Genomic DNA, 21324 nt, shown 5'->3' with positions numbered 1-21324 from the left:
ATGCCCAACCAAAGACGTGCTGTTCCCCGCACTGTATTTTCGGCGGAGCGCGTGACGCTGTCGGATGCGCAATTTCAGCGCATCAGTCAGCTCATTTATCAACGGGCCGGCATTGTGCTGGCCAGCCATAAGCGTGACATGGTGTTTAACCGGCTGGTCAGGCGTCTGAGGGTGCTGGGGTTGTCGGATTTCGCCAGCTATTTGGCCCGCCATGCCCGCGATCGGCCGGCCGGATACAGCGTCTGGAGCGCCGCGGCCTCGACTGGTGAGGAGCCCTATTCCATCGCCATGACTTTGCAAGAGACGCTGGGCGTGGGGAACCAGGCGCAGATCCTCGGCAGCGATATCAATTCCCGGGTGCTGGAAACGGCGCGCAACGGCATCTACCGCGAAGAATATTTGCGCGGGCTGAGCCTCCTGTAACGTCAGCGTTTTTTTCTGCGCGGTACCGGCCCTCAGCAGGGTATAGCGTGGGTACGGCCGGAGCTGGTGGCCCGGGTGCGTTTTGTCGCGCTGAATTTGCTGGCGCCCGAGTGGGATCTTCCCGGTCCGTTTGACGCCATTTTTTGCCGTAATGTCATGATTTACTTTGATAAGCAGACCCAGGGGCAAATCTTGCGCCGCTTCGTGCCGCTGCTTAAGCCCGGCGGGCTGCTGTTTGCCGGCCATTCGGAAAATTTCAGCCAGATCAGTCGGGATTTCACCCTGCTCGGCCAGTCGGTCTATGTTCTGGCGAGGGAGACAGCATGAACAAAATTCGAGTCATGTGCGTGGACGATTCTGCCATGATGCGACAGCTCATGACCGAGATAGTCAACAGCTTCCCCGATATGGAAATGGTGGCCACCGCGCCGGACCCGATTATCGCCCGGGATTTAATTAAGCGGTTGAATCCGGCGGTGTTAACGCTGGATGTGGAAATGCCGCGTATGGACGGTCTGGATTTCCTGGAAAAACTAATGCGCCTGCGGCCGATGCCGGTGGTGATGGTGTCCTCGCTGACCGGACGCGGGTCGGAGATCACGCTGCGCGCGGTGGATTTCGTGACGAAACCGCAGTTGGGGTTGCGCGATGGCATGTTGCAGTATCGGGAACTTATTGGCGAGAAAATCCGCACGGCGGCCCGAGTCCGGCTGCTGCCGCATCGCCCGAAGCCGTCGTCGCCGGTGATCCTGGACGGTCCGCTGCTCAGCAGCGAAAAGCTGTTTGCCATCGGCGCCTCGACCGGCGGCAACGAGGCGATTCGCCAGGTGCTGGAGCCGTTGCCGGTGACCAGTCCGGCGCTGCTGATTAACCAACATATGCCCGCTGGCTTCACCTGTTCGTTCGCCAATCGGCTAAACAAACATTGCCATATTGCGATGAAAGAGGCGGAGGAAGGGGAGCGGGTATTACCGGGACACGCTACATCGCCCCCGGCGCCCGCCATATGGAACTGGCGCGCAGCGGTGCCAACTAATGTAATCCGGCTGCACGATGGACTGCCGGTTAACCGCCATCGTCCTTCAGTGGACGTACTGTTCCATTCGGTGGCGAAATTCGCCGGCCGCAACACCGTTGGCGTTATTTTGACCGGCATGGGCAACGATGGCGCGGCGGGCCTGCGGCGATGCGCCAGGCGGGCGCCTGGACGCTGGTCAAGCTGAAGGCGGCGCCGTTCGACTTTGTAATTTCCAACTGGAGTATGCCGAACATGGATGGCTTGTCTTTGTTGCAGGCCATTCGAGCCGACGGCGCCATGGCGGCGATGCCGGTACTGATGGTGACCGCCGAAGCCATCCCCGATGCGCGCGATCGGCTGGATTATGTGGTGCAAATGACCGCTCAGGCGGCCGAACGGGCGCTGAATTGCGTCGAGGCCGCCCAGCCGCGCTTGAGCAAGGGGCGCGCACGCTGACGTCGCGCTGGGATGCGTGGTTCGCCGAGCCGATGCCGCTGGAACAGGCCCGCGAGCTGGTGGATGAAACGTGCCAGTATCTGGCCGGTGTGTCGGAGCAGACCGCTTTCACCCACGCCCAATTGCTGGAAATTATGATGGCGCAAGATTTCCAGGATCTGACCGGGCAGGTGATAAAACGCATGATGAATGTGGTGCAGGAAATTGAAAAACAGCTGCTGATGGTACTGCTGGAGAACATGCCCGAGAAGCTGGCCCAGCCGCGGGGTAGTGAACGACTGCTCAATGGCCCGCAATTGGATCATACCACCGCCGGCGTGGTGGCGAATCAGGATCAGGTGGACTACCTGCTCGACAGCCTCGGTTTTTAAGACCGACGTCTGCCGGCGTCACCGGGCGGCTGGCCGACCCTATTGCCGGCGCCGCCGGTCTATCCTCTGAATATCCTGCTGTTTAGCCTTATGTTCGTGTCATAAAAATAGCGCGATTTTTGGCATTCTTACGCGCATTATTCCAACCGGCACTGTGCTTGCGGGATCCTGGATGGCGGAAGACATTGATTTAGAAAAAAGCGAGGCGCCCACACAGCACCGACAGGAAAAAGCCCGTGAAGAGGGACAGATTCCCCGATCGCGCGAGCTGACCTCTATGCTGATGCTGCTGGTGGGATGCGCCATGCTCTGGCTTGACGGCGCTTACCTAGCCCGCCAACTGGCGGCGATGCTCGCCCAGGGCCTGCATTTCGATCATGGTCTGATTGGCAAAGATCGCCAAAGTCTGACCGCCGCCGCTCCGCTGCTCAGCCAGACCGTTCTGGCGCTAATATCGTTGTTCGCCGGGCTGATTCTGGTGGCCCTCGGCGCGCCGATGTTGCTGGGTGGGATCACGTTCAATCCGTCGTTGATCAAGTTTGATATCAAAAAAGTCAATCCGCTTAGCGGACTAAAGCGGATGTTTTCCTCGCAAGTCTTGGCGGAGCTGTTCAAGGCGATACTGAAAGCGGTGGTATTTGGCTGCGTCACCGGCAGCTTTTTATGGCACAACTGGCCGCGCATGCTGCATCTGGTTATGGAGCCCGCGGTGCCGGCTCTGGGTGATGCCATGTGGATCATCACCGCCTGTATGCTGTTTATCATCGTCGGCCTTAGCCCAATCGTCGGTTTCGACGTGTTCTGGCAACTCTGGAGCCACCTAAAAAAACTGCGCATGATCCGTCAAGATATCCGCGATGAATTCAAAAATCAGGAAGGCGACCCCCATGTAAAAAACCGCATCCGCTAGCAGCAACGGGCCGTGGCCCGGCGCCGTATGATGGCCGATGTGCCCAAGGCGGACGTCGTGATTACCAACCCCACTCATTTTGCGGTGGCGCTGCGCTATGAGGACGGTAAACACAGCGTGCCGGTGGGTTTATCAGCTGCGTCGCTGGCAGCGCCAAGGGGGCTTCATGCCGAAAAAAACCATCGACCTACCGGTGCCAGAGGCGCTGGATTTTGATCCCGAGAAAGAGTGATATGGCTAATCTGGTTGCGCTGTTGCGCTTACCTACCAATATGAACGCCGGTCAGTGGCAGATCCTGACGGGACCGATGTTAATCCTGATGATCTTGTCGATGATGCTGCTGCTGCTGCCGGCGTTCATCCTTGATCTGCTGTTTACCTTATCGCGCTGTTGATCATTGTGCTGCTGGTGGCGATGTTTATCCGCCGCACGCTAGATTTTGCCGCCTTTCCCAGCCTGCTGCTGTTTTCCACCCTGTTGTGCCTGTCGCTGAACGTTGCCTCCACGCGCATCATCCTGCTACAGGGCCACACCGGCGCCGATGCGGCGGGAAGGGTCGTTGAGGCCTTCGGCCATTTCCTGGTCGGCGGCAATTTCGCTATCGATATTGTGGTGTTTGTCATTTTGGTGGTCATCAACTTTACGGTCATCACCAAGGGGGCCATGCGTATTGCCGAAGTGGGCGATCGCTTTGTGCTCGACGGTATGCCCGGCAAACAGATGGCTATAGACACGGACCTCAATGCCGGTCTTATCGGCGAGGACGAGGCGAAAAGCCGCCGCAGCGAGGTTACCCAGGAAACCGACTTTTACGGCTCGATGGACGGCGCCAGCAAGTTTGTGCGCGGCGACGCCATTGCTGGCATTTTGATCATGGTTATCAATATTGTCGGCGGCCTGGTGGCGCAAAATCCCGGCGCTGGTGATCTCAACCGCCGCCGGCGTGCTGGGGCTGGTGCCCGGGATGCCCAACCTGGTGTTTTTGTTATTTACCGCGCTGTTGCTCGGTTTGGCCTGGTGGCTCAAAGGCCAGCTGGCGCGACGTACAACTGGAAGATCCGCTGGGCATTGAAGTGGGTTACCGATTAATTCCCATGGTGGACGCGCTTCAAAACGGCGAACTGCTGGGTCGGATCCGCAGCATCCGTAAGAAATTTACTCAGGAAATGGGCTTTTTGCCGCCGGTGGTGCATATTCGCGATAATTTGGAAATGCAGCCGGCGGCGTACCGCATTTTGCTCAAAGGGATGGAGATAGGGCGCGGCGAAGCCTTTCCCGGCCGCTGGATGGCGATCAATTCCGGCAATGTGGAAGGGGCATTGAGCGGCGATGTGACCCGCGATCCGGCCTTTGGCTTGCCGGCGGTGTGGATTGATAGCGCACTAAAAGAGCGGGCGCAGATTCAAGGTTATACCGTGGTAGCGACTCATTTAAACCATCTGATAGGCAAATACGCCAGCGAGCTATTGGGGCGGCAGGAAACGCAGCAGCTGCTGGAACGCGTTACGCAAGAAATGCCCAAATTGACCGAGGACTTTATCCCGGCCACCCTGCCGCTAACAGGACAGTGAAGAAATCCAGGTGATCGGCCTGGATGTCACGCTGGAACGCGTATTGCTGCAGGCGCTGCAAACCGGCGGCGGGATGGAGCCGGGCATGGCGGACAGGCTGCTGGCACAGGCGCAGTCTGCAGTGCAGCGGCAAGAAAGCCTTAACGCGCCGCTGGTGTTATTGGTGGCGCCGGCGCTGCGGCCGCTGCTGGCCCGTTTTTTACGCCGCGCGTTGTCGCAGCTGGCGGTGCTTTCCACGCAGGAAATTAGCGATGAACGGCGTTTACGCATGAACGCCGTGATTGGCGGGCAGGAGTAATGGGACGGCGGCATGGGAGGTCCGTATCGGCCTGCTGGCTCTTGGGGATGCTGGCGATAGCGCCGATGGAGAGGGCCGTGGACGGCGCCTGGCAGGGGAGCGGCACGCAGTTAATCCTTGCCCAGCGCGGCGGCGCCGTTGCCAGTCCGGCCCTGCGCCCGCTCCGGCCGCCGCCGGCGGATGCCGTTGTGACCTCTGTCAGTTGGCATATCGAGAGCGAACGACCGCTCCGGCGGGCGTACGGTTGGCGATTTGTCTGGGAGGACGGTGTTTCTTTCCCGATGGATTGGCCGGGCGCAGTCTGGCGCTGACGGGTCAGCCTGCCGGCAATCCGGTGACGCTGTGGCTGAAATGGCCGGGGCATGGAGCGATTGTGCCGCCGGTGCGTCTGCTGCGCTATCGGCTACTGATAAACTACCAAAGCGCCTGGAAGGGCGTCGTTACACGCTGAGTGTAACCGCATGCTGAATATCGCGACGTGCTGAACGCGACCGCCAACGGAATAGCGCTAGACGCTGAATTTGGGACCCAGCAATACCTGTGCGCTGGCGTGCCCCTTGGGATCGTACATTCTGCTCAGGCTGCGCTGCTCCGTCATGGAGGACAAGCCGCGCTGATTCAATTTGAGATGAACATCCAGCAGCAGGCCATTACGCTGCTGCAGCGTGCGGGTCTGTACGACGATAGTCTTCCATCCGGCCCTGAAGACCGGCTCGTTGACGTAAGGCGCCTGCAATCCCGTCTCTTGTTCCAGCGCCTGACGCTGATGATTTATATGCTGTAGCGTGCTGAGTTGCTCATCTTTGGTTTCGGTGGTGCGGTGTAGCAGCGGCGCATTGACCTGTCCGGAGCTCAATAATTGCTGTTCCTGGGCAAGCGTTGCCTCCAGCTCGGTCAGTAGTTCGGCCATCGCGGCCAGCAAAGTTTCCAACGTTTTCATGGCTTAATCATCCAACATCGATTGCGCCTGGCTTATCAGCGCATCGGCGATTTTACCGCTATCCATGGTCAGGGAGCCGTCACGAATGGCATCTTTAATACGCTCGACTTTGGCCACATCGATATCCTGACTGTCTTGTTTTTGTAGTTGATCTAGCGTGTCGCTTAGGCTGACCGTGCTTTGGTTCTCTTGGTTCTCTTGGTTCTCTTGGTTCCTGGCGCTGGCGGCAGTCTTGTTTTTCTGCGCCTGAACGGTGTTGCCATCGATGTTTTGCAGCGGTGCCAGGGATTGAACAGGACGGCTACTCTCAATACTCATACAAGCCTCGCTTACGTTGAGTTCGGTAATTCGGTAATTGGAACGGCGCTATTACTTAGCTATCGGCGCCAGGCGCGAAAACTTTAGTCATTTATAATATGACGCGCACTTGTCCGGCGGTAGTGACCGTGCCGCTGACTTGTTGGCCGGAATCCATTTTCACCCTGATGGTGTCGTTGGTGGCGCCGTTGCCGAGGGCTTTGCCTAAACTGTGCAGCGTGAAACCGTCGCCGCCGGCGATGACTGTCACCCTCTGTCCTGAGTGAATAAGCCAGGCGCTACGCAGCATGGCGGCGGTCAGCGGCTGGCCACTGCCGATGACGCGCTCGCTAACGCTGCCGGTGCGCCAGTCAATGTCGTCATCGCTGAGCGTCTGGCGCGCCGCAATGGGCCGCGCTGCTACCAGATAGCGGTCGGTCACCTGCACCGAGACCTGTAGGTAACGCGTCTGGCCGCCGCATACCATGCGCATACTGAGATTGCCCATCACACGGGTGCGCGCAGGCAGAGAAAATAACGGCTGTGCGCAGGTCAATCGCCGTTCGGCGGGCGTCATTACCTGCACCCGCAGCGACAATGGAGCCGGAGTGAATTGGCGCTGCATAAACGCCGTTAGCTGCACGGTCAGGGTCTCTTCGGCGGCGGCCTGGGTGGCGCTGTCCGCTGCTGCGTTATATTACGGGTGAGGCGGGCCGGCGGGCAAAAGCGTGCCGTGCCCCCGCATTCGATCGGCAGGGTAGGAAGGGACACCGTACCGACGGGCTGGCCAGCGTTCCCTTCCGCGTCGCTGTAACGTTGCGCGCAGACGTCGGAAGTCATGTTTATTCTCACCCCTGCCTCTCCCATTCTGCTGGTTTGCGATTTGCCGTTTGCGATCGGCAAGTTGCAACGTGCGATTTACGGCATCCGTCTTCTGGCGCCCGTTCCTACGCCTGGACACCCGACGCCGGGACCCTCTCTTCGGGTGCCGCATGCCAGGCACCCACTATCCGTTCTGTGAATACAGCGTCCAGATTACCGGCACCGAACTTTGGCGTTGTCGCTTGCGGCTACGGAACCCGGATGTTTGGCTCCTGGTTTCTCGTTTCTGGTTTGGTTTCTGATTTCGGGCTCAGGGTTCCGGGCTTCGGACCTCGGGCGCCCGGCGGCGCCGGCAGCGATACCGCCGCTGGAAAGTAGTTTACCCTGCCCCCCGCGGGCCAATGGAGAAAATAGCCATTCTTTTCGACCTTATTCGGGCGATGGGGCTGGCTGCATTAAGCATAAGCCATGCTCCATTAATCATTATTATTAAAATAATGTACAAATATTTTTGATAAGCTCGATGACATGATGCGGTTTCAACAAGAAGCCCTCAACCTACGTGCGCAGCGCCAGAGCATCATCGCTGCCAACATTGTCAACGCCGATACCCCCGGTTATCAAGCGCGCGATATCGATTTCTCGACGGAATTATCCAAAGCCCTGACGCAAGGACGGGCCAGTGGCGAGACGTTAGCGCTTACCACCACTTCCGCCGCCCATATTGCCGGGGCCAGTAAGATTGAGCCCACAACCGAGCTGCTGTACCGCATTCCCGACCAGCCGGCGATGGATGGCAACACGGTCAACATGGACAGGGAACGCACGGCCTTTGCGGACAATAGCCTGCAATATCAAACCGGCCTGACCCTGCTGGGGGGCCAGATTAAAGGCATGAATAGCGTATTACAGGGGCAATAAGCCATGGGATGACCTCGATTTTCGCCATCGCCGGCTCGGCGCTTAATGCCCAGTCCGAGCGCATGAACGTGGCCGCCAGCAATCTGGCCAACGCCGACAGTGTGTCTGGTCCTGACGGTCAGCCGTACCGGGCCAAACAGGTGGTATTCCAGGTCGTCGCGCCGGCCGGGTAGGTGATTGGCGGCGTCCAGGTCAGCGATGTTATCGAGTCGAAGCAGCCGGATAAATTGGTGTATCAGCCGGGCAATCCGCTGGCGGACGACAAGGGCTATGTCCACATGCCCAATGTCAATGTGGTCAATGAAATGGTTGACAGCATGTCCGCGTCGCGCAGCTATCAGGCCAATATTGAAGTATTGAATACCGCCAAGACCTTGATGCAAAAAACGCTGACGCTCGGTCAGTAACGGGAGGCCAAAATGAGTTTAGCCGTGAATTTGAATGAAACCGCCTCCAGCGCCAGTGCCGCAAGCACGACGTCCAGCAGCGGTAGTGAAAGCAGCGCGGATTTACAGAATAACTTTCTCACGCTGTTGGTGGCGCAGTTGCGTAATCAGGATCCCACCAATCCGCTGGATAACGCCGAATTGACAACCCAGCTGGCGCAGATCAGCATCCTGAGCAGCATCGAAAATCTCAATACCATGCTGGGATCGATCTCCAGCCAGAACCTGCAGGCTACCACCCTGGTCGGACACGGCGTGATGGTCGACGGCAGCGGCGCCGTGTATTACTCGCGCAACGGAGAATTTTCCCTTAACGCGGATCGACATGGTGGCGCTGACCATCCCCAGAAGGGCTGTCCGCCAGTGCTACTACCACCGGCTCGATGGTGATGAGCCTGACCTCCAGCGCGACGTCCGTCGGCACGGCCACCTTTGATCCCGACGATAGCAGCACCTACAGTTTTTCCCAGCCGTTGACGACCTATGACATCCTGGGCAACCCGCACAACGTGAATCTGTATTTCGCCAAAACCGACGATAACACCTGGCAAGTCTACAGCATGGACAACAGCGACGGCGACGGTACCGTTAACGACGTCTGCACGCTCAATTTTGACACCAACGGTCAGTTGACCGGCACGGATACGTTTTCCATTAATATGGCCGCGCTGAAAGGCGCGCCGGCGCAGACCTTCAATCTGTCCTTTGAAGGCACCCGGCAGCAATATGCCAGCAGCAGTAGCGTGAGCAGCCCAGAACCAAGACGGCTACAGCGCAGGCGATCTGACTAGTTACACCATTAATGACGATGGAACCATCTCCGGTACCTACTCCAACGGTAAAACCCAGCTCCTGGGCCAGATTGTACTGGCGAATTTTGCCAACCCTCAGGGGCTGCAATACGACGGCAACAACCTGTGGTCTGCCACCGCTGCCTCGGGTCAGGCCATTGTCGGCACCGCCGGTAGCGGGATGTTCGGCACCTTGACCAGCGGTGCTCTGGAGTCGTCCAACGTCGACCTCAGTCAGGAACTGGTAAACATGATCGTCGCCCAGCGTAATTACCAATCCAACGCGCAAACCATCAAAACCCAGGATGCGATTTTGCAAACGCTGGTCAGCCTGCGCTAACCGTAACGGAACAACCCCATGGATCACGCTATTTATACCGCCATGGGCGCGGCCGCGGTGCCGGTGGAGGGAGAGTCGCTACCGACCCGAACCCTGAGCGTAGCCTCGACGCCGGGCGCGCTAATGACGCCCGGCCCAATGCAGACCACCGACCGTCCGCTGGATGTTGCGCTCGGCGGCGCCGGATTCCTGGCGGTGCAACTGCCCGATGGTCAGGAAGCCTATACCCGTAATGGCAATATCTAGCAGAATGCCGATGGCCGGCTGACGGTGCAGGGTTATCCGCTCATGGGGCAAAACGGCCCTCTGGTGGTGCCGACGCAGGCGTCCCTCACTATCGGCGATGACGGCCTGTTTCATCAGTACGACGACGGCCAGGGCGCACAGGCGCCGTTGCCGAACGATAGTGCCGTCCGCGTCATGTCTGGCGTGCTGGAGGGCAGCAACGTCAATACGGCCGAAACCCTGGTTGACATGATTGGCACCGCCCGTCGTTTTGAAATGCAAATGAAGGTGATAGCCAGCGTGGATCAAAACTCCAGCAGGCCAACCAACTTTTGTCCCTTAGCTAATGTCAGGAGAGTCAACGGATGATCCATTCTCTGTGGATTGCCAAAACGGGGCTGGATGCCCAGCAGACCAATATGGATGTGATATCGAACAAACCTGGCCAACGTCAGCACCAACGGCTTTAAGCGCCAGCGCGCGGTGTTCGAGGATTTACTGTATCAAACCGTCCGCCAGCCGGGGGCGCAATCGTCGGAGCAGACCACGCTGCCCTCGGGGCTGCAATTGGGCACAGGGGTGCGCACCGTCAGCACCGAGCGGCTGCATAGCCAGGGCAATCTGGAGCAGACCGACAACAGCAAAGATGTGGCCATTAACGGCAACGGCAAGGGTTTTTTCCAGGTGCAAATGCCGGACGGCTAGACCGCCTATACCCGCGGTGGCTCGTTTTAGGTCGATCAAAACGGCCAGATGGTGACCTCCAGTGGTTACCCGATACAGCCTGCTATCACCATTCCCGACAATGCCCTGACCGTCACCATCGCCCGCGACGGCGTGGTGAGCGTGACGGTGCGCAGGGGCAGGACAACGCCACGCAGGTGGGGCAGTTGACGCTGAGCAACTTTATCAACGAGGCGGGGCTGCAAAGTCTGGGGGAGAACCTGTACCAGGAGACCGACAGTTCAGGCGCGCCCAATGAGTCCACTCCCGGGCAAAACGGCGCGGGATTGCTCAACCAGGGTTACGTGGAAACCTCGAACGTCAGTGTGGCGGAAGAGCTGCTGGTGGATATAATCCAGGTGCAGCACGCTTACGAAATCAACAGCAAAGCGGTCAGCACCTCCGACGCCATGCTGCAGAAACTGACGCAACTTTAACATGATGAACGCCTACGGCGAGAGCTTACCCATCGCCGCCGGACCGGGTAGGCCCGGCGCGCGCCGGCTACGCCACCGATCCCGGCTATGGGGAAAAACTGGTGCAGATAATCGCTCAATTGAAAGATACCGCCCACCGGGCGGTAAAAGCCTATACCCATGATTTAAGCTTGCTGTTTTAATAACACCCGGCGAATTCTTTTTTATGCGCTCTAAAGTTTTGCCCCTTAGCGCCGTTATTTTTTTAATTGCCGTTATCATTCGCCGGTTTTTTTATTTACCTACCCGGAAGAAAGGAAAAGTTATGTCCAGCCCATTATACAATATCGCTTCTTCCGGATTAAAAGCCGCCCAGATAGCGCTGGCCATGACCTCAAACAATATTAGCAACGCTTACGTCGACGGCTATAACTTGCAGCGCGTGACGTTGAGCGAGGCCCAGCAAAGCGGGGCGCTGGGCAATGGCGTGTGACCATCACCGGCATCAGCAGCGCCTATGACTCGCTGGTGGTGGGGCAGCTGCGCGCGGCGTCCACTTCCGCCGCCGTGGCCAGCACCTATTCGGATAATATCAGCCAGATTGATAACCTGCTGTCCGATTCGGATACGGACTTATCCACCCAGATGAGCACCTGTTTCGCCTCGCTACAGGCGTTATCCTCGGCCGACAGCGATAGCGCGGCGCGCCAGACGGTGATCGGCAGCGGACAGAATCTGGTCAGCCAGTTCAGCAGCCTGGACAACACGCTGCGTGATATGGACAGCGCCATCGACAGCCAGCTCTCTGCCACCGGGGATCAAATCAACACCTACGCGAAACAAATTGCCAATCTTAATGCCCAGATAGTCCGTCAGGGTACCGGTTCAGAGTCCAATGCGCTGCTGGTCAGCGCGACCAATTGGCCAACTCCCTCAATGAGCTGGTCGGCGTCAATGTGACGGCGCAGGACGACAGCACCCTCAGCCTGACTATCGGTAGCGGCCTGACCTTAGTGCAGGGCAGCAGCGCCTATTCATTAGCGGTGGTACCGTCCTCGGCTGATGTGTCGCAGATGGCCCTGGCCTACGATCTCGGCAATGGCACCCTGAGCGAGATAGACCCCGCCACCCTCTCGGGCGGCAGTCTGGGCGGTATGCTGAGCTTTCGCGATGGAGCGTTGGCCGACGCCCGCAATCAGCTGGGGCAAATCGCGCTGGCGTTCGCCGACAGCTTCAACCAGCAGCATCAGGCCGGGGTGGATCTGAATGGCGATGCCGGTGGCGATTTCTTCACCCTTGGCAGCCCGACGGTCGTCAGCAACACCCGTAATACCGGTAGCGCAGTGCTGAGCGTGGCTTTTAGAGACAGCACGGCGGCTAAAGCCAGCGATTACACGGCCAAATACACCGCCGACGGCTGGCAAATAACCCGCAACAGCGACGGTGCCAGCGTGGACTATACCACCACCACTGACGAGGGGGGCACCACCGTCCTGAGCTTCGAGGGGCTGAGTATGTCGGTGAGCGGCACCCCGAGCGTCAATGACAGCTATCAATTGAAAACGGTCTCAAACGTTATTCAGGGTCTCAGCGTCGCCATCACCGAGCCCGGTCTTATTACCGCGGGTCAGGAGGACGACGAGAGCGGCGACGGCGATAACCGTAATGCAGAGGCGCTGCTGGCGCTGCAAAACACAAACTGGTGGGCGGTAGCGCTACCCTGTCGACCGCCTATGCGTCGCTGGTCAGTAAAGTCGGCACCGAGACCAGCAATGCCAAAATCACCGCCACAACGCAGGCCAGCATGGTAAGCCAGCTGACCGAGAAGCAGCAGTCGATTTCCGGCGTCAATCTGGATGAGGAGTATGTCGATCTGCAGCGTTATCAGCAGTACTACCAGGCCAATTCCAAGGTTATGACCACCGCCGGAACCATTTTCGATGCATTATTATCGGCGCTTGGCTAACGCCATCGCTGCGCTTTTGTCATGTCGTAAGGGGACACCACCATGCGCTTGAGTACCAGTATGATTTACCATCATAATTTAGACGCTATCAGAGAGTCTTACAGAAAATGGGAAAATACCGGTCAACAGTTGGCAACCGGTAAGCGGGTTAATGTACCTTCCGACGATCTGATCGCCGCCTCCCAGGCAGTCAAACTCAGCCAAAGCCAGGCCCTCAACAGCCAATATAGCGTGGCGCGCACCAGCGCGACCAACAGCCTGTCGGCGGAAACCAATGTGCTGGAACTAGGTGACCGACGTCATTCAAAGCGCCCAGACGCTGTTGGTGCAGGCGGGTGACGGTACGCTTAGCGATCAGGATCGGCAGTCGCTGGCGACGCAGTTGCAGTCTTATAAATATCAGTTGCTGAATCTGGCCAATAGTCAGGACGGTAATGGCAACTATCTGTTCGCCGGTTATAAAACCAACAGTGAGCCGTTTGTCGCGGCCGAGGACAGCAGTATCAGTTACAGAGGCGGCGGCCAGGCGATGACCCAGCAGGTCGACGCCAGCCGCAGCTTGACCGTTGGCGATACCGGGTCGGCGGTATTTATGAGCCTGACGGCCGGCTATACCACCGAGCCGGACGGCGGCGACAGCGAAAGCAATATTTTCAATACGCTGGATATCGCCCTTAAGGCGCTGACCACCCCCCTCGAGGATGCCGACAGCACCGTCACCGATGACTACACCGCCGCCATCGGTAAAGCCAGCCGCGGACTGTCCAATTCGCTGGATACTGTCCTGTCGGTGCAAAGTTCGGTGGGCAGCACGCTTATCAGCGATAACATCAGCGCGCTGGTGGACGTGGACTGGTATCAGGCGATCTCCGATTACAGCCAGCAACAGGTTGCATTGCAGGCCGCTTACAGCACCTTTACCGCCATGCAATCCATGTCGCTGTTTAGCCAGTAATTGGCGGGATCCTCAGCGGGTCATCCCGCGGAGGATCTCCGACAGCAGGTCGAACACTTCTCCCATCATTTTTTCCCAGGATGGCGCTAGCAACGGCAGCGGCAGCAGCAGGCTAAAGGTCAGAATGCCCACCGTCAGGGTAAGGGGAAAGCCGATAACGAACACCGTTAACTGCGGCGTGATGCGGTTCAGTAATCCCAGTGCGATATTGAGTGTCATTAGCATACAGATAAGCGGCAGCGCCAGCATCATGCCATTCAAGAAAATAATGCCGCCGGCGCGGGCCAGCGCCATAAAGGCACCGGGATCCATCAGCTGACTGTCCAGCGGCAAAATATGAAAGCTGTCCGCCAGCAGCGACAATAGCCACAAGTGGCCGTTCAGGCTGATAAACACCAGCAGGGCGAGCAGATTGAGCAGGCGCGCCAACAGCGGGGTATTCAAACCGCTGGCGGGATCAAAAAAGGTCGTGAAAGAGAGCCCCATTTGCAGCCCGATGACCTCGCCGGCCATGCGTACGGCGGCGAAGGTCAACTGCATCGTCAGGCCGAGGGCGGTGCCTATCAGGATTTGCTTGAGGGCGAGCCAAAAGCCGGCCAATGAAAACAACGGCGAGTCGACGGCGGGCAGCGAGGGGGCGATAAGCAGGGCGATGAGAATGCCCAGCCCCAGCTTTATAGGCGCGAGAATCGATTTTTCGCTGAACAGCGGGGCGGTACTGATAAGCGCCAGAATACGCAGCAGCGGCCAAAACAGTTGCGGCAGCAGCGCCGCGAGCTGGCCGCTATCCCAATGCAGCACGGTTAGACTGCCATGAGCGGCAGATTGGTCAACAGGGTGCGCATGTAGTCCAAAATCAGATTTAGCATCCAGGGACCGGCGAGGGTGATGGTGGCCACCACCGCCAGAATTTTCGGGATAAACGAGAGCGTCATTTCGTTGACCTGGGTGGCGGCCTGGAGCAGGCTGATGATAAGGCCGCTGAACAGGGCCGCCAGCAGTAGCGGCGCTGCCAGCGCCAGTGCGATGAGCATGCCTTCATGGCCGAGGGCCATTACCGATTCCGGTGTCATTGGTACCGCCTGTAAAGGAACTAGCTATAAAAACTTTGCGCCAGCGAGCTGAGCAGCAGCTGCCAGCCATCCACCAGCACGAAGAGCATCAGTTTGAACGGTAGCGAGATGGTCGCCGGCGGTACCATCATCATCCCCAAGGCCATTAGCACCGAGGCCACCACCAGATCGATAATCAAAAAAGGAATAAACAGCGTAAACCCTATCTGGAAGGCCGTTTTCAGCTCGCTGGTGACATAGGCCGGCAGCAGGATGCGCATCGGCACCGCCTCCGGTCCCTCCAGAGGCGGCACGTTGGCCAGGCGGGCGAACAGACCCAGATCCGCCTCCCGCGTTTGGCGCAGCATAAAGGCGCGCAACGGCTGCGATCCCCGCTCCAGCGCGGTCTGCATCGAAATTTTATTTTCGCTCAACGGCAGATAGGCCTCGGTGTAAATGGAATCCAGCACCGGCGACATGACAAAAAAGGTCAAAAATAGCGCCAAACCCAGCAGCACCTGATTGGGGGGCGCCGACGGGGTACCAATGGCGCTGCGCAATAGCCCCAGCACGATGATGATGCGGGTGAAACTGGTCATCATCAATAGAGCCGCCGGAATAAAGGTCAGCGAGGTCAAAAACACCAGCGTCTGTACCGGCAACGACCAGTTCTGACTGCCGCCGGGCAGCGGCTGGCTGATAATGCTGGGTAATTGCGCGAAGCAGGCCGGGGCGAACAGCAGCATAAGCGCTGCGGCGTAAGCGGGGCGGAACTCGCCTGATTTTCTGCGTTGGCGAATCATGCGTTACCGCTCCGCTGGCGAATTTGCCGCAATAACCGCTGGCGAAAATCCTCCGGCGCGGGGCCGCTATCGCCGCGTTCAGGCTGCTCGGGGGCGGACAAAGTATGTAGCGTAGTAATGTGCTGCGGCGTGATCCCCAGCACCAGCCAGGTTTCCTCGACCTGCATAATCACCACCTTCTCCCGCGCCCCGACGCTACAGCTGGCCCGGACCATCAGCCGATTGCCGCCGCGCCCGGCCGGCGTCAGACGCAGGGTTTTCAGCAGCCAGCCGCCAATGACGATAAGCAGCAGGATACCGAGCAGCGCGCCGCCAACCTGGGTGAGCGCGCCGCTGGCGCTGAAGGCTGGCGCGGTGGCAAACTCTCCCCCCGAGGCGGCAGGGTGTGTTTGTCTCGTCAATGCGGACCGAGCGGTTGCCGCCGGCACGGCGGCGTCATGACCGCTCAGAGCGGACCGTTCCGCTAGCGCGGGCTGACCGTTTGTAGCCGGTGCGGTTGCGGCGTGACAGGTTAGAGTGAGCTGTTGCGCCGGCGCCGAGTGCATCTGGGCGGCGGATGTGGTGGCGCCATAGCCGGCCGGCGCGCTAGCGTTGTCGGCGGTGGTCGGCGGAGAGCCGCGTAACGGCGAAGCGGTCATTTAGCGGCTCAACCTGCGCATCCGCTCGGACGGCGTGATGATGCTGGTGATGCGAACGCCGTATTTGTCCGCCACCACCACTTCCCCCTGAGCGATAAGATAACCGTTGATAAGGATATCCAGCGGCTCGCCCGCCAGGCCGTCCAGCGCGACTACTGAACCTTGCGCCAGACGCAACAGCTCTTTGATGGTCATTTTGGTGCGCCCAAGCTCCACGGTCATCTTGACCGGGATATCCATAATCAGGTCGATATCCTGTAGCGATCCGTTGCCACCTTTTCCCGCCAGCGGGGAGAAAATGCCGTCGGTGGACACCGCCCGTTCCCGATCGCCGCCCTGCTGCACAAGCGCTTCAGCCCACAGATCGTCCGCGGCAGACGGTTTGGTCGGCTCAGTCATTGGGTGACTCCTCATTCTGGGAGTTCAATACGGGATTAATCAATTGGTCGACGTGGCCGGTGAGCACCGGCACGCCATCCACATAGGCGGTGATATGCTCGGGTTTTTCGATGTTTAGTACATCCGCCGGCGCCAGTTTTAAAATTTCCGATAGCTGCAGCGACACGTCGGTAAAATTCGCCACGAGCTCCAGTTCGGAGTGCTGGATCTGACGTACCAGGTTTTCGCGCCAGCTTTGATCTTCCAGCGGCGGGTTGGCCAGCAATTCACGCAGAGGCTCGATCATGGAAAATGGAATACAGATATAAAATTCCCCTATCAGGGACCCAATTTCCACGTGGAACGGGGTGGTCACCATGATATCGTTAGGCGAGGAGGTAATATTGGTTAACTTCACCTGCATCTCGGCGTGGACATATTCGATAGTGAGCTGGTAGATGGCCTGCCATGCCTCCTGATACCCTTCCAGCGCCAGACGCAGCATACGGCGGATAATCCGCTGTTCGGTATGGGTAAACTCCCGGCCTTCCATCCGGATGGGGAAGCGTCCGTCGCCGCCAAACAGGTTATCCGCCGCGATAAACACCAGAATGGGTGAAAACACAAACAGCGCCGTACCGCGCAGCGGCTTGAGATGAATAAGATTCAGATTAGTCGGCACCGGTAAATTGCGGGCAAACTCATGGTAAGGCTGGATCTGAATGGCGCCGACGGTAATGTCCGGGCTGCGGCGCAACAAATTGAACAGTCCCATGCGGAAATGGCGGGCGAAACGCTCGTTAATAATTTCCAGCGCCTGCAATCGTTCGCGCACCACCCGTCGTTGGATGTACGGATCGTAGGGCTTGATCTCCGGTTCGGCGCTGGGGCTGGTCGGCTGCTCGACGATATCGTCGCCGTTGAGCAACTCATCGATTTCCGCCTGCGATAGGATGCTGTCGGCCATAGCGGTCAGCGCAGAATGAAAGCGGTAAACAGCACGTCGTCCACCACTTGCGGCGGTTGCCCGGCGACCAACGGTTCGGCCAAGGTTTGCTTTATCTTATCGATGAGTCCTTGCTTGCCCTGCGGGCTGGCCAGTTCGCCGGCCTGCTGGCGCGACAGCAACAGGCGGCTGTGTACCAGCGGCAGATAATCATTGAAGGTTTTGCGCGTCTCTTCATTGGGCAGACGCAGGGTCAGGCCGACATACAGTACCCGGTCCAAGTCGTTATCGGGATTGGCGACGTTGACGGTAAAGGTTTCCAGCACCATAAAGACCGGCGCGGGCGGCGGCGCCAGAGACGTTGTCGCAGCGGCACGCAATTGCCACCAAAAATAACCCGCCGCTCCGCTGGCGGCAATGAGGACGATGACCAGCGGCGTGATCCAGGGGGCGGACGTGCGGGCGATGGGACGCGCGGATTCAGACATGACGTAACAAATTCCTTGAGCATGACGATGCGAATCAGGCGTAGCTGATGCCCATCGGTTAATTGCCGCCAATTATGCCGCTATTTCTCGCCATCAATGGCCGGAATAGAATAAGTAATTTATGCTTATTTTGCCGAGCTGTATCCCGCTTTCCGCCAGCGCCGTGCGCAAATGGGGCAGCGCTGCCTGTAGCGTATCCCGTACCTGGGCATGATCCGACACCATATGGATCTGCAATTGATTATCCTGCATATGCAGGGAGATTTGCAGTGTACCGAGATCGGCCGGGTGCAGGCGCAATTCGGCGTTGCTCTGGTTATTGCGGGCGAACATCACTAACTGCTGCTCTATGGCCTGCTGCCATTCGTCGCTGCCCAATTGTGAGGCAATCATCGCCGACGGCGGGGTGGCGGTGGCCGCGGTGGTGCCACTCAAAGAGGTGGGAAACAGCGCGGCGACATCGGTCGCTGAAGGTGCCGAAGCCGGCGCTACCGCCGCGGGTCGAGATTGCCGGTACGGCTGTCGTTTTTTCTGATCCAGGCGGTTTTCACGCAAGTGCTCCGCCTGTTCCTGACGCGAATGCAGCGTGCTCAAGGCATTTAACCGTTGCTGTTTACTCTGCCAAAGCGCAATCGCCTGCTGTAATTTTTCTTTCCACTGATTGAGCGCCTGGCGGTGCTGGGCGATAGCGGTTTCCAGCGTCAAAATGAAGTGCTGAAAGTTTTCATAATCGCCGGAGACCATGCCGGATTGCAGCTTTTGTCGGCACTCTAGCTCGTACGCCAGCAATTGATCCAATCTGGCCACGGCCTATTGGCTGGCGTGTCGGGCTTGCCCGAGCGCCTTTGCCGCCAGGTCGCTATCTTCACGGGCGCGCAACACGTCAAGCGCTGAAGGTATTTTCATTTGCCCTCCCGTGCGGGTGCAGCGCGTAGCGTCGTGGCCGGTACCCTGGTTGCCGGCGGGCGAAACCGCAGGCGCTTGAGGCCCCTTTACCGGGTATGCATGGGGGCGCGTGAGGGCCAGGCTAAGGATCATACCCCCTCTACAGCCGGGGCGAACAGGGCCTGTAGTTGCCGTCGCGCCTTGTCATAACCGCACGCTTCATGCATGCCCTGCTGCAAAAAACCTTCGATAGCGGGATAAAGGGGCGATCGCCTGCTCCAGCAGCGGATCGCTGCCGGGCGCATAGGCGCCGACGCTTATCAGATCGCGGTTGATTGGTAGCGTGACAATAGCTGTTTTAACTGGCGGACATCACGTTCCTGTTCCGCCGTTACCAGCGCGGTCATTACCCGGCTGATGGACGCCTCGATATCGATCGCGGGATAGTGGCCGCTTTCCGCCAAATCCCGCGACAAAACAATGTGGCCATCCAGTATCGCCCGCGCGGCGTCGGCAATGGGATCCTGCTGATCGTCCCCTTCGGTGAGCACGGCGTAGAAAGCGGTAATCGAGCCGCCGCCGCCGATGCCGGCGCGTTCCACAGTGCCGGCAGGCGCGCGAACACCGACGGGGGATACCCTTTGGTGGCGGGCGGCTCGCCGATAGCCAGCGCGATCTCCCGCTGCTCCATGGCATAATGGGTCAGCGAGTCCATGATAAGCAACACGTGCTGACCGCGATCGCGGAAATCTTCGGCGATGCGGGGTGGCGTAAGCGGCGCCCTCATGCGCAGCAGCGGCGAGACATCCGCCGGCGCGGCAATCACCACCGAACGCGCCAGCCCCTCGCTGCCCAGAATATTTTCGATAAAATCTTTGACTTCTCGGCCGCGTTCGCCGATAAGCCCGACCACCTCGCAATCCACCTCTGCGTTATCATCGCCGCCGGTCCGCGCCACCCGGCAAGGGCGCCTAACGACAGTTGCAAACCGCTTTCCTCCATGACCAGTCCGGTGGCGCGCGTCAGCCGTTACTCCAGCGCATCCAGCGCGCCGAGCCAACGCTTGAGCCACGCTGTATTTCGGCCAGCGCCGGGGCAATGCGGGCAATATAACGCCGGCCGGCGTCGGTCAGCGCCACAGTGCGGGTTGAACGATTGAAAATACGCACGTTCAGCCACGCTTCCAGGCCCGCCACCGCGCGGCTTACCGCCGTGGCGGACATGCAGAGCTCCCGTGCAGCGCCTCGAAAGCTCTGCCGGTGGGCCACGACCGCCGTCGTGCGCAGGCGTTGGCGCGGCAAATTGAGTGCGGCCGTGTGTTGATTAATACGCTTGATCATGAGCCGCAGGCGCCGTTCGGCGGTATGAAACAATCGGGTCTGGGGCGCGAAATGGGGCATGCTGGCCTATCTGGAGCCGAAAGCCGTATTAGAGGGCTGAGCACCGCGCCAGCGTCATTCCGCGCGCTGCACTGGCCAACAGATCCTTTTTGGCAATGCTGACGCGGGCCATCAACCCGCCCGCGCCGCCGGCGCCGAGATACTCATGGTGGCCACCACCCATTGCTCGGCGGCAAACACCGGTGCGGAGATGGACAGCAAATCATCGCTCACTTCGCCGCGGCTGATGTTGTAATGCTGCTGGCGGATGTCAGCCAGCCGCGCGCGCTCCTCCTCCGGCATAAACGCCAGAAAAATCTTGCTTGAGCCGGTATGTAAGGGGCGTCGGCGGCCGATAATGGCATTCACGCGGATTTCCCGCTCCGGCTCTCAACTGGCGATACACATCGTTTCCAGCTCGTCGCGGATGCGGAGATGAATGGTTTCATCCACCTGTAATCCCACCTCACGTAAAATCGTTTCAGCCAAACACACTAAATCGATCTGCGCACGGGCGGCATTACCGATAAGCAGCGATTGATAGCCGAGATGAAACGTTTTGCCGTCCCGGCTCCGTTCAATCATGCCGCTGGCCTCAAGATTGCGCAGCATGCGGAAAATGTGCTGTCGGCTAGCGCCCAACTTGCTCTGCATCACTCATTCCATGTCGCCTTCCACCGGCGTGCAGCCGGTGGAAGGCGAGGTGATTGATCTGGGCACAGGGTCGGACGCGGATTTTGCCGCGCAACACGTGGCCGGCAAGCTGCTGCTGATAACGGGCATCGCCACGCCGGGCGTCGCCGAGCGTGCCAGCCGGGCAGGGGCGCTTGGCGTTATCCAGACCAGCCCGCATCGGATACTCATG

General features: G+C 59.0%; 20 protein-coding genes and 14 pseudogenes. 18 read left to right on the top strand and 16 right to left on the bottom strand.

Going from position 1 to position 21324, the window contains the following annotated elements; translation table 11 throughout:
- The 7 genes and pseudogenes from SGP1_RS18990 (at position 1) to SGP1_RS30970 (ending at position 5499) form a co-directional block, all read left to right on the top strand.
- Positions 1 to 750, top strand: a pseudogene (locus tag SGP1_RS18990) (CheR family methyltransferase).
- Positions 747 to 1646 (top strand): protein-glutamate methylesterase/protein-glutamine glutaminase, encoded by a 900-nt coding sequence (locus SGP1_RS18985; protein ID WP_011411877.1) that lies wholly within the window; start codon positions 747 to 749, stop codon positions 1644 to 1646. Before SGP1_RS18990 ends, SGP1_RS18985 begins: the two are co-directional and overlap by 4 nt.
- Positions 1622 to 1777: pseudogene (locus tag SGP1_RS34410) on the top strand (response regulator); the annotation flags it as partial. The gene SGP1_RS18985 and the pseudogene SGP1_RS34410, both read left to right, overlap by 25 nt.
- Positions 1769 to 2268: pseudogene (locus tag SGP1_RS18975) on the top strand (protein phosphatase CheZ); the annotation flags it as partial. The pseudogenes SGP1_RS34410 and SGP1_RS18975, both read left to right, overlap by 9 nt.
- 172 nt (positions 2269 to 2440) lie before the next feature.
- A pseudogene (locus SGP1_RS18970) lies at positions 2441 to 3410 on the top strand (EscU/YscU/HrcU family type III secretion system export apparatus switch protein).
- 1 nt (position 3411) lies between these two features.
- Positions 3412 to 5048: pseudogene (locus SGP1_RS18965) on the top strand (FHIPEP family type III secretion protein).
- 244 nt (positions 5049 to 5292) lie between these two features.
- Positions 5293 to 5499, top strand: a complete 207-nt coding sequence (locus SGP1_RS30970; protein WP_158302448.1) for a flagellar protein FlhE — start codon at positions 5293 to 5295, stop codon at positions 5497 to 5499.
- A 57-nt stretch (positions 5500 to 5556) separates the two neighbouring features.
- Here the strand turns inward: SGP1_RS30970 and SGP1_RS24925 are convergent, their stop codons facing one another.
- The 3 genes from SGP1_RS24925 to flgA form a co-directional block, all read right to left on the bottom strand.
- On the bottom strand, positions 5557 to 5988 hold the full coding sequence (locus SGP1_RS24925) for a flagella synthesis protein FlgN (protein ID WP_011411874.1): 432 nt from the start codon (positions 5986 to 5988) through the stop codon (positions 5557 to 5559).
- Between the two features lie 3 nt (positions 5989 to 5991).
- Entirely contained in the window at positions 5992 to 6306 is a 315-nt protein-coding gene (gene flgM, locus SGP1_RS18950; RefSeq protein WP_011411873.1) for a flagellar biosynthesis anti-sigma factor FlgM, read from the bottom strand.
- Positions 6307 to 6397: 91 nt separating this feature from the next.
- Positions 6398 to 6910: a flagellar basal body P-ring formation chaperone FlgA gene (flgA, locus tag SGP1_RS18945; protein ID WP_050747834.1), complete on the bottom strand. Its 513-nt coding sequence runs from the start codon at positions 6908 to 6910 to the stop codon at positions 6398 to 6400.
- Positions 6911 to 7614: 704 nt separating this feature from the next.
- On the opposite strand from flgA, the gene flgB reads away from it, so the two are divergent.
- From flgB to flgL, 10 genes and pseudogenes are all read left to right on the top strand, one after another.
- The gene (gene flgB / locus SGP1_RS18940; RefSeq protein WP_041867209.1) at positions 7615 to 8028 is read left to right on the top strand and encodes a flagellar basal body rod protein FlgB; all 414 of its coding nucleotides are present in this window, start codon (positions 7615 to 7617) and stop codon (positions 8026 to 8028) included.
- Between the two features lie 8 nt (positions 8029 to 8036).
- A pseudogene (flgC, locus tag SGP1_RS18935) lies at positions 8037 to 8435 on the top strand (flagellar basal body rod protein FlgC).
- Between the two features lie 12 nt (positions 8436 to 8447).
- A pseudogene (locus SGP1_RS18930) lies at positions 8448 to 8747 on the top strand (flagellar hook capping FlgD N-terminal domain-containing protein); the annotation flags it as partial.
- A 116-nt stretch (positions 8748 to 8863) separates the two neighbouring features.
- Positions 8864 to 9265 carry a flagellar basal body FlgE domain-containing protein gene (locus SGP1_RS34405; protein ID WP_050747833.1) on the top strand — a complete coding sequence of 134 codons (402 nt, stop codon included), beginning with the start codon at positions 8864 to 8866 and terminating at the stop codon, positions 9263 to 9265.
- Positions 9258 to 9605: a flagellar hook-basal body complex protein gene (locus SGP1_RS34400; RefSeq protein ID WP_083764938.1), complete on the top strand. Its 348-nt coding sequence runs from the start codon at positions 9258 to 9260 to the stop codon at positions 9603 to 9605. Before SGP1_RS34405 ends, SGP1_RS34400 begins: the two co-directional genes overlap by 8 nt.
- Before the next feature lie 18 nt (positions 9606 to 9623).
- Positions 9624 to 10177 (top strand): annotated as a pseudogene (locus SGP1_RS28280) (flagellar hook-basal body complex protein).
- Positions 10178 to 10195: 18 nt separating this feature from the next.
- A pseudogene (gene flgG / locus SGP1_RS18915) lies at positions 10196 to 10990 on the top strand (flagellar basal-body rod protein FlgG).
- Between the two features lie 59 nt (positions 10991 to 11049).
- Positions 11050 to 11172, top strand: a pseudogene (locus SGP1_RS34395) (flagellar assembly peptidoglycan hydrolase FlgJ); the annotation flags it as partial.
- A 122-nt stretch (positions 11173 to 11294) separates the two neighbouring features.
- Positions 11295 to 12935, top strand: a pseudogene (gene flgK, locus SGP1_RS18910) (flagellar hook-associated protein FlgK).
- A 42-nt stretch (positions 12936 to 12977) separates the two neighbouring features.
- A pseudogene (gene flgL / locus SGP1_RS18905) lies at positions 12978 to 13890 on the top strand (flagellar hook-associated protein FlgL).
- Between the two features lie 12 nt (positions 13891 to 13902).
- Here flgL and fliR read toward each other — a convergent pair.
- The 10 genes and pseudogenes from fliR to SGP1_RS31750 all read right to left on the bottom strand — a co-directional run.
- Complete coding sequence (gene fliR / locus SGP1_RS18900) at positions 13903 to 14691, bottom strand: flagellar biosynthetic protein FliR (protein ID WP_011411870.1); 789 nt, start codon at positions 14689 to 14691, stop codon at positions 13903 to 13905.
- 2 nt (positions 14692 to 14693) lie between these two features.
- Entirely contained in the window at positions 14694 to 14963 is a 270-nt protein-coding gene (gene fliQ / locus SGP1_RS18895; protein ID WP_011411869.1) for a flagellar biosynthesis protein FliQ, read from the bottom strand.
- Between the two features lie 20 nt (positions 14964 to 14983).
- Positions 14984 to 15688 carry a flagellar type III secretion system pore protein FliP gene (fliP, locus tag SGP1_RS18890; protein WP_041867670.1) on the bottom strand — a complete coding sequence of 235 codons (705 nt, stop codon included), beginning with the start codon at positions 15686 to 15688 and terminating at the stop codon, positions 14984 to 14986.
- Positions 15689 to 15741: 53 nt separating this feature from the next.
- Positions 15742 to 16383: a flagellar biosynthetic protein FliO gene (gene fliO / locus SGP1_RS18885; RefSeq protein WP_050747830.1), complete on the bottom strand. Its 642-nt coding sequence runs from the start codon at positions 16381 to 16383 to the stop codon at positions 15742 to 15744.
- Positions 16384 to 16782, bottom strand: coding sequence for a flagellar motor switch protein FliN (gene fliN, locus SGP1_RS18880; RefSeq protein ID WP_011411866.1), 399 nt, complete (start codon positions 16780 to 16782; stop codon positions 16384 to 16386).
- Positions 16775 to 17728 carry a flagellar motor switch protein FliM gene (fliM, locus tag SGP1_RS18875; RefSeq protein ID WP_011411865.1) on the bottom strand — a complete coding sequence of 318 codons (954 nt, stop codon included), beginning with the start codon at positions 17726 to 17728 and terminating at the stop codon, positions 16775 to 16777. Before fliM ends, fliN begins: the two co-directional genes overlap by 8 nt.
- 5 nt (positions 17729 to 17733) lie before the next feature.
- Positions 17734 to 18195, bottom strand: a complete 462-nt coding sequence (gene fliL / locus SGP1_RS18870) for a flagellar basal body-associated protein FliL (RefSeq protein WP_011411864.1) — start codon at positions 18193 to 18195, stop codon at positions 17734 to 17736.
- 93 nt (positions 18196 to 18288) lie between these two features.
- Complete coding sequence (locus SGP1_RS36795) at positions 18289 to 19002, bottom strand: flagellar hook-length control protein FliK (RefSeq protein WP_050747829.1); 714 nt, start codon at positions 19000 to 19002, stop codon at positions 18289 to 18291.
- 227 nt (positions 19003 to 19229) lie between these two features.
- Positions 19230 to 20008 (bottom strand): annotated as a pseudogene (locus tag SGP1_RS18855) (FliI/YscN family ATPase); the annotation flags it as partial.
- Positions 20009 to 20153: 145 nt separating this feature from the next.
- Positions 20154 to 20420 (bottom strand): annotated as a pseudogene (locus tag SGP1_RS31750) (LysR family transcriptional regulator); the annotation flags it as partial.
- Between SGP1_RS31750 and SGP1_RS34380 the strand changes: the two are divergent.
- Positions 20340 to 20582, top strand: coding sequence for an aldehyde dehydrogenase family protein (locus SGP1_RS34380; protein ID WP_341532826.1), 243 nt, complete (start codon positions 20340 to 20342; stop codon positions 20580 to 20582). The pseudogene SGP1_RS31750 and the gene SGP1_RS34380 sit on opposite strands and share 81 nt — an antisense overlap.
- Before the next feature lie 9 nt (positions 20583 to 20591).
- Here SGP1_RS34380 and SGP1_RS24905 read toward each other — a convergent pair whose 3' ends face one another.
- Genes SGP1_RS24905 through SGP1_RS18840 form a run of 3 tightly spaced genes read right to left on the bottom strand, consistent with a single transcriptional unit; the run spans position 20592 to position 21312 of the window.
- Entirely contained in the window at positions 20592 to 20828 is a 237-nt protein-coding gene (locus SGP1_RS24905; protein WP_050747828.1) for an IclR family transcriptional regulator domain-containing protein, read from the bottom strand.
- 21 nt (positions 20829 to 20849) lie between these two features.
- Positions 20850 to 21113 (bottom strand): hypothetical protein, encoded by a 264-nt coding sequence (locus SGP1_RS24900; protein ID WP_148203588.1) that lies wholly within the window; start codon positions 21111 to 21113, stop codon positions 20850 to 20852.
- Positions 21091 to 21312, bottom strand: coding sequence for a hypothetical protein (locus SGP1_RS18840; protein WP_148203587.1), 222 nt, complete (start codon positions 21310 to 21312; stop codon positions 21091 to 21093). Before SGP1_RS18840 ends, SGP1_RS24900 begins: the two co-directional genes overlap by 23 nt.
- Between the last annotated feature and the right edge of the window lie 12 nt (positions 21313 to 21324).

This window comes from Sodalis glossinidius str. 'morsitans' (genome assembly GCF_000010085.1).
Taxonomy (GTDB): domain Bacteria; phylum Pseudomonadota; class Gammaproteobacteria; order Enterobacterales; family Enterobacteriaceae; genus Sodalis; species Sodalis glossinidius.
Note: the sequence above shows the minus strand (reverse complement) of the source record. Positions and strands in the feature narration are given on the sequence as shown.